The organism is Tritonibacter sp. AK171 (assembly GCF_030127025.1).
Lineage (GTDB): Bacteria > Pseudomonadota > Alphaproteobacteria > Rhodobacterales > Rhodobacteraceae > Epibacterium > Epibacterium mobile.
Map to the genome: position 1 here is coordinate 2,857,138 of NZ_CP126134.1, position 14,705 is coordinate 2,871,842.

A 14,705-nucleotide genomic window follows, 5' to 3' on the forward strand; every position below is an offset into this window, starting at 1 on the left:
CAGACGAATGCGGAAGAGCCGTTTTACCGAGGCGCAGATCATCGGGATGATCAAGGAGCAAGAGGCAGGCATACCAACGACGGAGGTGTGCCGCAGGCACGGGCTCAGCCCTGCAACGTTCTACAAGCTGAAGTCCAAGTACGGCGGCATGGAGGTGTCGGAGGCCGCGAGGCTGAAGGCGCTGGAGGACGAGAACGCCAAGCTGAAGCGGCTGCTGGCCGATACGATGCTGGACAATGTGGTTCTGAAGGATCTTCTGGGAAAGAACTGACGACGCTGACCAAGCGGCGAGAGGCAGCGCTCAGGGCGATGCGGGATCACGGCATCTCGCAGCGCCGGGCCTGCCGGCTTGTCGGTGTCGACCCAAAGACAGTCCGGCGCGAACGCCCGCCGGACTGCCCTGAGATCCGCAATGAGATGCAGCAGATCGCCGGAAAGCGGCGCCGGTTCGGCTACCGCCGGATTGGCGTGTTGCTTGAGCGCAAGGGCATGAGAATGAACCACAAAAAACTGTATCGGCTCTACCGGGAAGAAGGGCTGTCAGTGAAGCGGCGGCGCGGCCGCAAGCGGTCCCGTGGAACGCGCTCCCCGATGCCGGAGGCTGCGTGTCCCAATGCGCGCTGGTCTCTGGACTTCCTGGCTGACAGCTTCGGGGCATCCCGGAAATTCCGCATCCTGGCAGTGATAGACGATTGCAGCCGCGAAAACCTGTGCCTGATTGCTGACACCAGCATCTCCGGCGCGCGTGTTGCGCGTGAGCTGGATGCGCTGGTGCGGATCTACGGTAAACCCGGATGCATAGTCAGCGACAACGGGACAGAGTTCACGAGCCGGGCCATTCTGAGGTGGGCCGATCAGAACGCAATTCCGTGGCACTATATCGACCCAGGGAAGCCGCAGCAGAACGCCTTTATCGAGTCAGTCAACGGCAGCCTGCGCGACGAACTGCTGAACGAGGAGATATTTGACACCCTGGACGACGCCCGCCGGAAGCTGGCGCTCTGGCGTTACGATTACAACACCGTCAGGCCGCACTCATCGCTCGGGAACAAAACACCGGCCGAAGCGCGCCGGACGCTTGAGCAATTTGAGGGCTCCGCGCCCGGCGCGCTTGCCAAGCCCGAAACCGACGACTACCAAAATCAAACCCGCAGACTCTCGTCATGAACGAGGGACCAGTGGGGGGCAGGTCAGCATGCTGGACCCGATTTCAGGATACTTCATGTTTGGGCAGTATGAGGTGGAATTTTCCGACTTCAACAACCGCGCTAAGGTGGCGATAGCAATGGTCGCTGGCGCAAGGTTGACCGGCGGCGATACAACAGCCAAAGACGTTGAAGAGACACGCGCTATGATCACTCAGAAGCGCGACAATGCCATTCGGGCAAAGTGGTACAACAACTGCATGCGCAGCGCGTATTTTTGACCGAACGGCCCGAAGAGGGCGCGGCAGGCTTTGTATTTTTCAGTCGCCAAAGCTCACGTCTGAAGAACCTGCGTCAGCCGCGCCCCCGCAAGAGATTGCATCGCCCACACGACCAGCAGGTTTCCCGTTCACAAAAACTGATCCTGAGCCCCCCGACAAATTCCGCCCGTGAGCCGGAGCCGGACAAACACCGCACCCATGGTCTGCATAGGCATCACCTTGACGAACAACCGCGATTCCGTTCACGTACACGTCAGGAGAGGCTCCCGTCGATGGGGTCGGCGGGAAATGGCATCCGTGTCCGGATCCGATGTCGCCTAGTCGAGTTGCTTTCGGCATTATTTACTCCCCTCTTCCTCGCCGACATCATATTCAGTATCTTTAATTGTTTGCGACCAAATCTCTATCAAGCTGCTGTCGTTTACTTGGCGTATATCACTCCGAAGCATGCGCGACCTTAGAAAACTGGCTATTTGTGGAGGTGAAGTGCGTAGGAGCTCATAAGGCAAATCGAAGTTTAGCGGCCCTTTGAGCGCCGCGATCATGGCGCAAATAGGTAGGCTTTTATTGTTACCCGCCTCTGCTATTTCGGCAAGGCTGTTTGTATTAGGGAGCAATGATGGATTAATAAAACGTGCTGGACGTTCAAACTCAGGAGTGGGCTTGAGTGGGAAAGCAGAAGCTCTCCAACTGCTCCACACATTCTCAATTTGCGCTCCTTTACACCACGAAAGAGCTACCGCGCCGTAAACAGTCATCCCAACATTCTCACAAAACACTTGCCATTTCTGAGCATCAAAATTCACAAGTTTTTTCATAGCTATCATATCGAAGGCATCCAGCGCATCCCCATTCGTTATTCTAGGCTCGGAGCCCTGAGTGTTAAACTGAGTGTTGGCACTGTTATGTATAATAGACCATATCATTGGAGCCGTTGTCTCACCATCATCAAATAAAGATGTTTGGTATATAAAATTCATGCGAACTCCTATTAGGGTTTCAAATTCCGCTCATAGCAGGCAGCAATCTCATTGCGAATGTCATCGAGACTATCCATGGGGTCGCCCCTCATGAGATGAACAGGTAAAGTGCATCTCCCATAAGGCTTAAATTGCTCCTGAAGTCTTGGAATACAACGAAATCCTTCCAATCTCGGAAGTGTACTGCAAGCTTTCAGGGCTTCACGAACGAAAATAAACTGGCCAGACTCATCTGAGTTAACTTCCTTCTCGTATTGCACCGGATCGTAGCAAAGAGAAGAAGCGGGAATTGATTTATTGGGGGCGATATGAGCACCGCTACAAACATCGGAGTTCACAACAGGAATCATCACTCGTGGATCATCAAGTAGTTTCGGGTCTTCCGATGCCATCACAGTTGCTCGCTCAAAGGAGAAGAACTGAAGGGTATCAACATCCAAGAGATTTTCATCTCCACTAGATAGATAGACCTCATCATAAAGAAGAGCCAACTCCATTTCAGATAGGGAAACTATCCCTGACTTTTCCTTCTCAACCAACCCTTCAAATACAGCCCTAAAGCAATTTAGAAGATCCTCCTCTCCAAAGTGTTTAAAGTCACCCTGTAACGCATTGAAGTTTTGGCAAAATGATTGTGCACTATCCAAATCAGCGACTGCAAACGAATAATATGCAACAGATAGGTCACTCGCTTCATTTTTAGGCTTGTAATCCTTTATAGATGCTTGAATTTCTTCCCTGTGCGCCTCTCTGTATTCAGGGTTATCGATGGCAATATATAGCTGTTGCTCCAGTGTCGAAACACTCTCTGTTTCGGAATATGCGTCAGATGGCCTAACGGTCACTAGTATCGCTGAGAAGGTCACAACCTGTATAATGTTGCGAATTAAGGTGTATCTCATGAGTTGAAGTACCTATCGGTTTCTTCCAAGACTGGGATGGCATTTTGATCAAACGCAAACGCGATTGCGAACTTTCCACTTTCACGTTCGGGCATGCCAGATATAGACATCGCAAGAGCGATCGTGAACTTTTCTACGTCGGTATAGAAGGGTTGGGCTTTGGAGATATAGTGATTGATATCAGAACAGGATTGGAGCATAGCCGAACTGGATAAGCGGTGTGTGAACCTCGCTACATCTGTCGACTTGCGAAACTCAAACGCGCCAGATGTGGCCAGTTGATCCCAAATGCCTAACACTTCACCCATACCACCAGAATTTCGGCCAAGTCGCCTCAAATGTTGGCCTACGCTATTAATAGTACGCCTTGAATACCCCTCTTGCTCGAGTGCTCTAATACCCCATTTCCCATACTTGTTGATAAGAGCCGCCATCGGATTTGAAGTAGGCACGGCAGAAGCTGTTGCATTTGGGATCACATTGGTCAGTCCATCGTCGACAGATAGAGTTGGGCTATCCTCTACGCTAGCTGCTGCCTCGGACATCGCCTGCGGGCTGATGCGTGCGTCGCCGCTCCACGGCTGGTAATGTGTTAGCATACCACGTGTAGACACCACGGCTTCCCAGCCAAAACTCACAAACAAATGGTTGATAGTACGAAGTACAGTCAAATCGACACCCTAATTCAAATCAATTTTGCCAGCTTTGATTTTGACATCGTTCAAAGCGGTTAAATCAATGCTTGTACCATTTATTGTTATCTTCCCATCGTCAGTGAAGCGTAAGTTAGCTGCCCCGCAAACAATGGAGAACTCTTTTCCCGCATACACCGACACAACATCTGCTGAACTTATTTCAGTTAGGTTGGTGGAGCCAATCGCAACTCGATCATTTGAAGAAATTCGCTTCTCTGTTTCGACGGTCTCAACAAACGATCCACCTGTCGAAATATTAACAGACTTTTCTACTTTTAATGTAAATCGGCCAGGTTCGGTTGATAGGGTATCTGCCGCATCAAGTTCTGAAGCGATACCCTTTATACCCTCGGGGTCTTTCGTGAATTCGGGCCTTATCAACTTTCCTTTGCTGATTGCTCCGACAGTAATTTGCGCCGACCCACCAATCTGTTGAACTGCGTCGTGAGAAACTTCAGTAACCTTACTTCGCCCAACAGATTGGACCCAGTTATTGTCAATCCGTTCGGTATGGTTATGGCGAATTTTTTCGTTTCGATCTCTTTCAGCGTGAATAAATATCTCTTCTTTGCCCGTCTGATCTTCGAAACGTAGCTCGTTGAAACCTTTCCCTTGATGAGTATCAGTCTTGAATGTTGAGCGTGTCTTATGCTCTGGGAGCTCGTAAGGCGGCCGGTTCTTGCCGTTATATACACAGCCAGTGACAATCGGCTTGTCTGGGTCACCTCGCAGATGCTCAACGATGACCTCCATGCCAATGCGGGGGATGACCATTCCACCCCAACCCTTCGACGCCCAGTTCTGGCTAACCCGAACTCGCATGCTGTGCGTGCCGTCGAGATCCCAGTGAAAGCGGCACAAAATGCGACCGTGTTCATCACAATCGATCTCGCCTTCGCCAACCACAACTGCGGTTTCTGGCCCCTGCACGCGTGGCCCTGCTGTGCGGCGCTCGGGGCGAAACGGCGCATCATCAGGGATCAGCACATAGGCCCCGTCATATGGTGCGTCATCCGCTCCCGCGCTCCCGGACCCATAGGCCTGCGCCCTGAACCGATGGGTGGCCTTGAGGCATACGAATGTGCGCCCCGTCGCATTGGGAACGTCATCCCCGGCCAGTGTGACGCGCCAACCCGCCCCCAAAGAGACCACATCGCCCTCGGCCCGGTGGCGCGGGGCCTGACCGCGCTCGGCCTCAAGGCGGCGCGAGACCACACCCCGACCTTCGCCTTGGTTGAGGTAGTCGCCCGGCCAGTCATAACTTTCGATATCGCCGCTTGGATGAGACGCATCAGAGAGCTGGTCCACTTCCTGCGCCGATGTGGGGATCTTGAAATTATACTCCGTCAGCCGCACCGCGCCGGTGGTGATCCGCTCGGTCGCGGACCAATGGCGGAAATGCTCCTTCTCGTGCCGGTGATAGCCTGCGACACCAAAATACGGGCGCGAGGATCCCGGTACCTCGGGCAGGCTGATCGCTGCATCGGTGAGCAAGAGCGTGTGTGATCCTGCCTCGTGCCGCCACGACCATGTGATACCAAAGCGCTCCAACTGGCGGCGGATGAAATCCGCATCCGACTCGCCGTATTGGACGGTGTATTCCAGAACCGGGTAGTCATCCATCACCCGCAGCTCAAGGTGAGGGTTGCCGAGGGCCGCGTAGGAGCTGAGCACCTCTTGCACAATCTCGATGACGGTTTTGTTGTGGAAGATCCGCATGTTGCGCCGCAAGCTGGCCACATGCAGCCAGGGGCGTAAGGTCAGATCATAGCGAAACCCGTTCTCAAAAGCACCGCGTTGCTCCGCTTCGCAGACGATCCCATCAAAGGCCCGCACGCCCTGAGCATGATTGATTTCAACGGTGGCATGGGTTCCAAGAAGAGCGCTGAGATCGAGGGTGTTCTGGGTTGAGAGCGCTTCAACCCGCCACTCGAAATCCCCCGAAAGCTCCTCCGTGCCATCCATCCGCAAAAGCACAAGCGCGTCGGATCCCAGCACAGTCGTCAGACGCCCGAGCCGGGCATCCTGAGTAAATACATTCATAAAACACAACCCTTGAAGTTGAACGAGAGCATATCGGTCTCGCCTTAAGGATCAAGGGCGGCAAATCCCTACCTGTGGGGAAAATCACGATGGTGCAATCACATCGGAGTGATACTACGACACCGATCACCGTTGCAGGTTGGGCAACCCGCGCGTGAAGCACAGCTGCTACTTAATAGCTGCACCAATAGCTTGGCCAATGGCATTCGCAGCCTTAAGCGCTGGGTCGGCGTCAACATGTGCGTAGCGCGCTGTTGTTTGCGTTTGTGTATGTCCCAGCAAGCCCCAATGATGGGAAGCGCGACACCTTGGCCAACGGCAATGCTTGCAGCTGTGTGACGCAAGTCATGAATGCGTAAGTTCTCAAGCTCCGCCTCTTCGCAGATCAGCTTCCAAGGCTTAGACACGTTGACAATGGCTTTGTCTGCTTTTGCACCCGGAAACACAAATTTGGACGATTGGTGGCGGCTCGTGATCCTTTGGTTTTCGAGTACGGTAATCGCCTCATCGCTCAAGAACAGTGGCTTTGCACCTGTCTTGCTGTCGGGAAGAGCGATGATACGGCGTTCCCAATAAATCCAGTTCCATTCACAGTTTGAGATTTCACTGCGCCTTGCACCAACAAGCAACAGTAGGCGAAACAGGTTTGCCATATCAGGCCAAAGAAGCCCCAAGTCGACAAGGTTTGTCAGAGCGGCACCAAGTCTTTCCAGTTCTTCCGTTGACAAGTAACGCTCACGCTTACCTTCACGATGGCGGGTTACATAACGGCATGGGTTGGTGCCCTGATCCCGCCATTCCCAGATTTCTGCAAGGGTCATCATCTTCGACAGAACAGCGATTGAACGGTTGGCTTGGTAGGGCGTATCACTCATAGACCTGTGCAAGCGGTCGACATCCGCACGTGCGATATCAGCAACGCGCCGCTTGCCGAGGGCTGGTTCCAGAATGTTCTTCCAGAGCGAACGATAATCTCTGATCGTCGCAGGCTTGAGCCGCTTCATGTCAGACTCTTCGAAGCGATCCCAGAGGTCGACAAGCGAAGGCGCTTTACGTTTCTTGATCTTGTCGCTTTGCGGGTCCTCTCCCCGCGCGACCATGGCCGCACATTCCAAAGCGATGTTACGGGCTGTTTCCAGTGGGATTGCGCCATAGTTGCCAATCGTCATCCACCGCGTTTGGGCGCGCCGCCCGCCTCCGTGAGTACGGTACTTATATATGTAGCGTTTTTTGCCCGATTGTAGGACTTTCACGCCAAACCCAGCTAAGCTGTCATCCCACAGGTAGGTCGGTTTAGCGGGATCATACTCAGCTGTATCAATTCTGCGTTTGGTTAGTTTCATTGGAAGCCTTTGACTCTTCGCAATGCGCTGTAGCAACCACCCAGCTACCACCGTGCATGCCATTGTGTGTCAAAACAAAGTACATTAGGCCGCCAGACCTTCAAGCATTAACAAGCAAAATCAACATGTTATGGTGCATTGTGGCGCTATATAGCAAAGCGTGGAAGAGCACTAATTTCAAACTTTTAATCAGTGGGTCGCAGGTTCGAATCCTGCACGGCTCACCACTCCTCACCATTACATATCTCCTTTCAGGGGGGGGGTAGGCGTTGCGTTGACGAACTTTTCGTCATGGTTCGTCAAGTTTTGCTGGCCATTGGACCTCGCGATGAGTTTTTCCATTGCTGACGTGGCCAGATCTTCCCGGCCAGCGGCTTCGGTGTAGAGTTGAACCAGCGCCAATGTCTTGTGGCCGGTTACTGACGCGATTTCGTGTGTCGTTGCGCCAGCTTCTGCCAGCCGCCGAGCGCAGGCTTTACGCAGCCCGTGGGAGCTACACGCGGGCAACTCCGCTTCATTTCACCAGCGCCGCATTGCGTTCCCTAGCCCCGCAGCTGCACGGCTCTTTCCAGAAGATGTCGCCAAAAAGGTTCGGTCGCTTGGTAAAGCCATCAAGACCTCAGCTAAATCTGTGTGCACCGGGATGCTGACCTTAGTACCACCAGATCGAGACGTCTTTTGGCGACGGTATTCGATTCTGCCATCTTTCAGATTATCAGGTCCCAGTTGCACAGCATCAACGCGTGCTACGCCTATATAGAGCATCAAGGTCACCGCGAGGTGAGCGAGGCTGCCCGGTTTATGGACTGCAAAGAAGCGCGCTATTTCCTTCTCTTCCCAAGAGTGAAAGCCCGTGCCGGACGTGCGGTAAGGCTTTGTCGCTCGGGCCGGATTGTCTGCTCGCCAAGCGCATGTTCAGCAGAGAGGACATTCTTGTGTCGGCCAAACGGCTGACGGCGCTTCCTGGAATTTTTGTGCAAGACACTGATGACCCGGTTACATATTTACATTTTGTGATGGATCAACATGAAGTGAACTTTGCAGACGGCCCCCCAACAGAGAGCTTCTATTGCGGGCCAATGGCAGTGCATCTGTTGGATGAAGCCGCCCGCGTCGAGATCGACGCGTTGTTTCCCGGCTTGACTACATCTTCTAAGATTCCAAAAGCTGCTCGAACAATTCCCTGCGGCAGCCAGCAGAAAAAACTGATCGAGCGACACAGAAAAAACCGCAAAGCACTCCTCAACTACGCATTCTGATCGAGGGCAACAGGCCATGGCTTGCCCCTTCTTTCAGATCCACAGGTGAACAGGGTTGGCGCTTCAACTGCGGACCACCAACCTTGCCCTTGGCACACGAGCACATCTCCCTATTGTGCATTCAGCCTCGATGGTGGCTCAGGCATCGATTTCATCTTGATTGATCTGCGGGCAGCGGGTAGATCAGCTTTCGCTTCGCCTCAATAGCTCAGCTGGTAGAGCAGGTCCTTCGTAAGGACAAGGTCGGGGGTTCGAGTCCCTCTTGAGGCACCACCCACTCTTTTGATGGTGGTCAGGCTCACTCAAATATCTGCAAAATATGGGTTATGTGCTAGGGGATGCGGCTGCCGCTTGCCTATGAAGCGTAAAAATGCGCATGTTGTTACGCATATTTTCCGCATTTAGAGCGTGGTGCGTAATTCATGGCGACGTTTCGCAAAACCAAGACAGGCTGGCGGGCCGAGGTAGCAAGAGCAGGAGTGCGCGCCAGCAAGGTCTTTCCCTCAAAGAGAGAAGCGCAAGATTGGGCCAGCCGCAAGGAATATGAGATCCTGAACGGGTCGAAGATCTCCGCCAAGATGAAGCTGCGCGACCTCTTTGAGCGGTACGCCCGTGAGGTGAGCTCGAAGAAGCGCGGATATAAATGGGAAGCGCTCCGCTTGAACCGATGGGGTCAATCTGATCTTGGCGACAAGAGCCTCTCCGAACTCTCGCCTGCAGATTTCGCCGCGTGGCGTGACGCCCGGTTGCAAAAGGTGGCGTCCTCGACAGTGCGGAGAGAAATGACCCTCATGGGGTCTGTGTTCTCCGTGGCTCGGCGGGAGTGGGGATTGATGGGAGATTCACCTCTGACCGATGTGCGCAAGCCGCAAGAGTCAGCTGTGCGGGATCGCTTGCCGACGAACGCGGAGCTGGAACGGCTTGAGCTCTCCGCAGGCAATGACCTCAGCAATGCGACGTCACGCGCGTTTCACGCATTTTTGTTTGCCGGAGAAACAGCAATGCGTGCCGGTGAAATCGTCGGCATGAAGTGGGAGCATATCGACCTTGAACGCCGGGTTGTGGATCTGCCCATGACCAAGAACGGAACCTCACGCCAGGTTCCGCTTTCACGCCGCGCCGTGGAGATGCTGGGGAGTTTACCAGAATCTGATCCCGTGTTCGCACTCGACTCGCGGCAACTGGACGTTTTGTGGCGCAAGGTGAGGGATAGAGCCGCGGTTGAGGGGCTCACGTTTCATGATTCACGGCATTGGGCGATCACGCAGCTCGCCAAGAAACTCGATGTGATGGATTTGGCGCGGATGGTCGGCCATCGTAACGTGAACCAACTTCTTACCTACTACAACGAGAGCGCCGAAGACCTGGCGAAGCGGCTTGATCAATGATCGACGGTTGTTTCATCGATCAAAGATCGCGAAAAGCTAGCGGTTGTGGTCACAGGCAATCGGCATCTGTTTGCACGCCGACTGGTGATCCTAATATTTAAGAGTACTGCAAATGTACCGATACTACGCTCTGTTTAATGGTCAGCTTAGCGCAGGCACCCGACCCACGCATTAGCCGGGCCTCCTCATAGCTGACCAGCGCTGCCAGCTCATCCCGGTACTTGGGGAGAGCTCCCTTGCTGCGGCGCTGCCCGTCTAATGAGGCATTCGCTGCGCCCGCGAAAAATTGGGCTTGCCGATAGTCAGGAATTCAGCCCTGCAAAAATGGTCCAGCTTGAGGGCAAGTGCATGTTTAGCCTGCGTTTCATCGGGATAACGGATGCTTAGGCCCGTCTCGCCATGGTGGAGTAGGCTTGGATAGCGCTCAGAGGATTGCTTAAACGCGATTGCGGGACACCCATACTTGCTAGCAACATGAGAACCGCACTGTTAGGAGAAGCGATGATTTCTTTACGCCGACTCGTCAATATGTAAGAATCAAGGTCAGATTGGACCAATCGTGTGCTAGACTTCCAAGCAGGCAGGAACTCGGACTATGGAATTCCCAGAACGACCAAGAGTTGTATACGGACGGAATCCGTTGGTCGAGGTCGTGTGCCAGCTACGCTTTCCACGCCTTTTGCTGCTTGATCGTGAAGTGCCTTCCGAATTTCAAACGGCAATCGGTAAAGACTTTCCAATCGTGGATTCGAGAGAAGAAGTCAGGCTTTCTTTTTCGAGAGGCTCTCAGAGCCCTACGCCGATGAGCCACAGACAAGTGTATGATTTCTCTACGGGCGATAAAAAATATATAGTCTCCCTGTGCAGCGACTTTTTGGCGGTAAAAACGCAAGCCTATGAGCGCTGGGAAGCCTTTCATGCGGTTCTTCACACTGCAATGAGTGCACTCATGGCCAGCTATGACGTACCGCATTTTACCCGAGTTGGCCTAAGATATGTCAATGTTATAGACAAGTGTGAGATCGGGTTGGAGGATGCTAGCTGGTCCGAACTGCTTAGAACCCCAGCGCTCGGTTTGCTGGCGGACAACGATGTTTCGCTTTCGGATATTGGTGAGCAATCATCTACTACTCTAATTAAGCTCAATGAGGGTAAGGTCGTCGTACGTACTGGGCTGCACTTTCCCAGCCCAAATGAGGCGCCGATGTTTAAAGTGGACTCAGATTTCTTTCTTGACGACCAAGTGGAGGGAGTAGAACGTGCAACTAACTTACTCGGATCATATAACCAAGCCGCAGGAAATGCATTCCGATGGTTCATCACCGACCGACTACACGATCAGCTCGAACCAACTGATCCGTGAGTTCGTTCGAGGCCAAGTTGGGCGCTATTTTCTGGTTCAAAAGCAGCTAGACTGCCATTTTCTTGATTTGCTTGATCGGACGCCCGGGACGCCAGATTCGCTTGTGCCAGATATTGGTGGCACATCCGATTCGACGACAGTTGGGTTCATCGACGTGGATGAACAACCAGTTGATCTCAGTTGGCTATCTGCAGCACTCAACTCCGGTGAGCTTGAGCAGCCAAGTGTGGCAAACTTGACGAGCTGCATTCAAGGGATCAATGGGCTGATTGCGAGGGGTAAATTTGGCCTTCTGAGTAAAGTGATTGGCAGTGCAAATTTGGACGGTATGTCAAATGAAACTATGCTTGCTTTTGTAAGATCATCTTTTCCAGTTCGTAATCGCATCTCCAATTGGAAGCGTTTTGCTAGAGATGTGCAGGCTGAACTCGATAGACGAGGAAAAAACGGCGTACAGCTCATGAAAGGTCTGGTCTGACGAATGCCTGTAGTCGGTGGTGCTGATAATTCGCTAGAGGAGCATCATTTCCTTGGCCTCGCTATAAAAAACATTGCCGGCGACCAAAACCACTGCGGCGTCTTATACCGTCTCGATAGTGGCGAGATCCGTATGCTACACTTGGCCTTCCATTACGATCTACGCGATGAGAAGCTGAAGCCGGACTATTTGTGTGCACCAGCCGGTCTCGAATTTGAGAACCAGCTTGTTGTAGCTGCCTACGCCTCTGCCATCGCCAACTCAAAACCCAGTATTCCCTACGGTTTCGACGCGAATGGAATGATTTTTGATGACGAGAGTGGCGAGTTATTGGAAGCACCAGCCGGCAAGGGCCTCACCTGCGCCACCTTCGTCCTGGCGCTGTTTCGGACTCTAGGCTTCGAGCCTTTAGACGAAGAAACTTGGCCCACACGCGATGAAGATAAGCAGTGGCAAGATCAGATCATGCAAGCGATGATGGATGCTGGAGCCAGTCAAAATCACATTGATGCTGTTATTAACAATGGACAATCAAGACGGTTTAGACCCGAGGAGGTTGTTGGAACTTCGGTGACCAGTTACGAGGAATGGGCCATTGGTTTTGATAGGGCGAAAGTGATCGCTCAAGAGGTGCTGGATGATATTGCAGCTTGATCTCACCAGCCTCGGCTAGCGGCACGTCCCTAGAGTTTGTTGTGTTGGATGGAATTGAAGCCGTTCAAACCCAAGCGTGGAGCAAGAATCTGATTTTAATGAGAAAACTGCAAGGGATGGCTGTCTACGAACCTACAGCCTACTGATTTAAAGTCAGTTGCTATACTAGCTGAGCTTGCGGCCCATAGATGCACTCTCCGCCTCCACTCGCGGCCAGATTAGCTGAGCTGAACACGGCGGGTCTTGCCGCTTCCGCTGGCTTTCAGTTCTCCGCTATTGATCTTGCGCCGAATGGTTGACGGGTCGCATTTTAAGATGCGCGCAGCCTCGGGAATGGAAAGCCAATCCTCCCGACGCGACAGCTCTGCCGATGCAAGCAGCTTTTCGATCTTCGTGAGGCGATCAATGAGGTCACTGAGCGCGCCAGCATCAACCGCGATAAGTTGTTGGGTCATATGCTATCCTTCATTGCTGCGGGAGCAATCATGTCTTTGGTTTGTATCGTGAGTGGTGGTCAGCGCGTTGCTGGCGCTAGGGCTTGGCCATTGTAAGGGCAATCCGGGCGGCCATCGCTGGCGCGGCGGGGTACGCGTGCAGAGGCGGTCTTGATCCAATCGCTCAGCGCGCCCTGGCGGGATGTGCCGGTGCTATGAATGCCCAGCAGATCCACCAGCCAGAGCGCCTCGTCATAACCCCATGCATCTGACATGGGCGCTGTGATGCGCCCGCCGAGGTCTGAGAATTGTTCGGACCTCTTGCGCATCGGAGTCGCTCTGAGCGTCTCCGCCGCGGCGTATAGCGCGAGGGTGTTGATCGCGGTGGATGATGCGCGGGCGGTGGGCAACTTGGAGGATTGAGCCGCCCGCGCCTGATCCGCACCGCGAGAGCAGTGCGAAACCTCGGTGTTGGCTACGCCGCGCAATCCTCCAACGCGGCACAGGTGTTCAGTGACCTCAGGCAGGCGGAGCCCGTGGGGGTCGTCCGCCATGGGTGCGGAACCTTGAGAGATAGGGTTTGTCATTGCGGGTGCGCCTCGCCTTACGCCGCATGGGGGCCGTGTGGGGTGATCTGGCGATCTGCCATGACGCGGCGCACCTTGTGGCCGACACGCTCCAAGACCTGCTCGGTCGGCTCTGGCGTCGGCGCCGGGCGCTCGACCAGATGCGCAGCTCGCAGGCGCGCCGGGTCAAAGCCCTGACCGCGCGCGGCCTTCAATGTTGCCCAGGCTGTTGTGAACAGGTGCGGGCTGTCGAGGTGTTCCTCGGGCGACCCTGCGATCTGCTGCGCGTCCCGCAGCACAGTTTCCAGTCTGTCTTCCATTCAATCCTCCATCGGTTGATGGGAGATTGATAGATGGGGACAATATTCCCTGTCAATGAGAAATGGGGATATTTGTCCCGCAATTGTGCGCACGACGCCCCATCCCCTTTGCTCAAAGGGAGATTCGGGAAGCGTAGAATTTCTATGAGAGTTAGCTTAGAGCCTTCTGGCGAGGTCTGACGGCCAGTGTAGGCGAACGCGTGCAGCCCACTTGAGCCGAGTGTTCCAGATATTGTTCGCGCCTGGGTTCAAGCTGATCAGATGGAAAAGGCCGGGTTCATCTCCAGCTTTTACCTGCTTTACCCACCCCATGCCTTCTTCATCTTCACACACACATCGATGCCCGATGACATCACTAGGCACACTGTCATGACCATTTCGCGAATAAAATAGAAGGTCACCTGCCGAATACACAGGCTCCATGCTATCACCTTCAACCTCAACAGCGACTACGCCACTGGGAGAGAGTCCTGGTGGGCAAATTACCTGCGGCCCGTCGCCCTTTGCATATGCGTCAAATACAGGGACAGAAGCACCGGCACCTACCTTGCCTGCGATGGCGATGGTGGGCGTTCCTTCGAATTCACCAGCCATAAAGCTCTCAAGTGAGATGCCAAGAGCGGCAGCTATGCGAAGTGCATCTTCAGCATTGGTGCTCTGGGTTTTGCCCTGGTTGATTTTCTTGAGCTGCTCATACGAAACCCCAGCCTTTTCGGCCAGTTTTCGCATCGATAGCCCAGATGCTGACATGGCCCCATTGAGCGCTTCTCGGAATGATAAAGGCATGTGGAGACAATAGTCCCGCAATTCCTTTATCGATAGGAGATGATTGTCCCTTGCGTGGTGGGGATTAT

General features: G+C 53.6%; 18 protein-coding genes and 1 tRNA gene. 8 read left to right on the top strand and 11 right to left on the bottom strand.

Annotation, left to right across the window (positions count from 1 at the left end; genetic code table 11):
• Positions 1–7: 7 nt before the first annotated feature.
• Positions 8–1,167 (top strand): IS3 family transposase gene (locus tag QNI81_RS13390; protein WP_283966292.1). Its coding sequence is split into 2 segments (ribosomal slippage): positions 8–257 and positions 257–1,167, totalling 1,161 coding nucleotides; the frame shifts between segments, so codons are not numbered across the junction.
• Between the two features lie 28 nt (positions 1,168–1,195).
• The gene (locus QNI81_RS13395) at positions 1,196–1,426 is read left to right on the top strand and encodes a hypothetical protein (protein WP_283966812.1); all 231 of its coding nucleotides are present in this window, start codon (positions 1,196–1,198) and stop codon (positions 1,424–1,426) included.
• 39 nt (positions 1,427–1,465) lie between these two features.
• Here QNI81_RS13395 and QNI81_RS13400 read toward each other — a convergent pair whose 3' ends face one another.
• The 7 genes from QNI81_RS13400 to QNI81_RS14780 form a co-directional block, all read right to left on the bottom strand.
• Positions 1,466–1,765, bottom strand: coding sequence for a PAAR domain-containing protein (locus QNI81_RS13400; RefSeq protein ID WP_106162346.1), 300 nt, complete (start codon positions 1,763–1,765; stop codon positions 1,466–1,468).
• Positions 1,765–2,406, bottom strand: coding sequence for a hypothetical protein (locus QNI81_RS13405; protein WP_283966813.1), 642 nt, complete (start codon positions 2,404–2,406; stop codon positions 1,765–1,767). The genes QNI81_RS13400 and QNI81_RS13405 overlap by 1 nt, the downstream gene beginning before the upstream one ends.
• Before the next feature lie 11 nt (positions 2,407–2,417).
• Positions 2,418–3,308, bottom strand: coding sequence for a hypothetical protein (locus tag QNI81_RS13410; RefSeq protein ID WP_283966814.1), 891 nt, complete (start codon positions 3,306–3,308; stop codon positions 2,418–2,420).
• Entirely contained in the window at positions 3,305–3,979 is a 675-nt protein-coding gene (locus tag QNI81_RS13415) for a hypothetical protein (protein ID WP_283966815.1), read from the bottom strand. The genes QNI81_RS13410 and QNI81_RS13415 overlap by 4 nt, the downstream gene beginning before the upstream one ends.
• 9 nt (positions 3,980–3,988) lie before the next feature.
• Positions 3,989–6,046: a type VI secretion system Vgr family protein gene (locus tag QNI81_RS13420; RefSeq protein ID WP_283966816.1), complete on the bottom strand. Its 2,058-nt coding sequence runs from the start codon at positions 6,044–6,046 to the stop codon at positions 3,989–3,991.
• Positions 6,047–6,144: 98 nt separating this feature from the next.
• Positions 6,145–7,389, bottom strand: coding sequence for a tyrosine-type recombinase/integrase (locus tag QNI81_RS13425; RefSeq protein WP_283966817.1), 1,245 nt, complete (start codon positions 7,387–7,389; stop codon positions 6,145–6,147).
• Between the two features lie 237 nt (positions 7,390–7,626).
• Positions 7,627–7,896, bottom strand: a complete 270-nt coding sequence (locus tag QNI81_RS14780; protein WP_502999229.1) for a tyrosine-type recombinase/integrase — start codon at positions 7,894–7,896, stop codon at positions 7,627–7,629.
• Positions 7,897–8,324: 428 nt separating this feature from the next.
• On the opposite strand from QNI81_RS14780, the gene QNI81_RS13430 reads away from it, so the two are divergent.
• From QNI81_RS13430 to QNI81_RS13455, 6 genes are all read left to right on the top strand, one after another.
• Positions 8,325–8,648, top strand: coding sequence for a Hint domain-containing protein (locus QNI81_RS13430; RefSeq protein ID WP_283966818.1), 324 nt, complete (start codon positions 8,325–8,327; stop codon positions 8,646–8,648).
• A 197-nt stretch (positions 8,649–8,845) separates the two neighbouring features.
• Positions 8,846–8,921: transfer RNA gene (locus QNI81_RS13435), tRNA-Thr, on the top strand.
• Between the two features lie 149 nt (positions 8,922–9,070).
• Complete coding sequence (locus QNI81_RS13440) at positions 9,071–10,036, top strand: tyrosine-type recombinase/integrase (RefSeq protein WP_283966819.1); 966 nt, start codon at positions 9,071–9,073, stop codon at positions 10,034–10,036.
• Between the two features lie 595 nt (positions 10,037–10,631).
• Entirely contained in the window at positions 10,632–11,399 is a 768-nt protein-coding gene (locus QNI81_RS13445; protein WP_283966820.1) for a TIGR04255 family protein, read from the top strand.
• 103 nt (positions 11,400–11,502) lie between these two features.
• Entirely contained in the window at positions 11,503–11,877 is a 375-nt protein-coding gene (locus QNI81_RS13450; protein ID WP_283966821.1) for a hypothetical protein, read from the top strand.
• A 3-nt stretch (positions 11,878–11,880) separates the two neighbouring features.
• Positions 11,881–12,531 (top strand): hypothetical protein, encoded by a 651-nt coding sequence (locus QNI81_RS13455; RefSeq protein WP_283966822.1) that lies wholly within the window; start codon positions 11,881–11,883, stop codon positions 12,529–12,531.
• A gap of 218 nt (positions 12,532–12,749) precedes the next feature.
• Here QNI81_RS13455 and QNI81_RS13460 read toward each other — a convergent pair whose 3' ends face one another.
• From QNI81_RS13460 to QNI81_RS13475, 4 genes are all read right to left on the bottom strand, one after another.
• A complete protein-coding gene (locus tag QNI81_RS13460) occupies positions 12,750–12,986 on the bottom strand; it encodes a helix-turn-helix domain-containing protein (protein ID WP_110365856.1) in 237 nt (78 codons plus the stop codon).
• Between the two features lie 59 nt (positions 12,987–13,045).
• On the bottom strand, positions 13,046–13,519 hold the full coding sequence (locus tag QNI81_RS13465; protein WP_283966823.1) for a hypothetical protein: 474 nt from the start codon (positions 13,517–13,519) through the stop codon (positions 13,046–13,048).
• Between the two features lie 50 nt (positions 13,520–13,569).
• The gene (locus QNI81_RS13470; protein ID WP_283966824.1) at positions 13,570–13,851 is read right to left on the bottom strand and encodes a hypothetical protein; all 282 of its coding nucleotides are present in this window, start codon (positions 13,849–13,851) and stop codon (positions 13,570–13,572) included.
• A 156-nt stretch (positions 13,852–14,007) separates the two neighbouring features.
• Positions 14,008–14,580: an XRE family transcriptional regulator gene (locus QNI81_RS13475; protein WP_349636771.1), complete on the bottom strand. Its 573-nt coding sequence runs from the start codon at positions 14,578–14,580 to the stop codon at positions 14,008–14,010.
• Between the last annotated feature and the right edge of the window lie 125 nt (positions 14,581–14,705).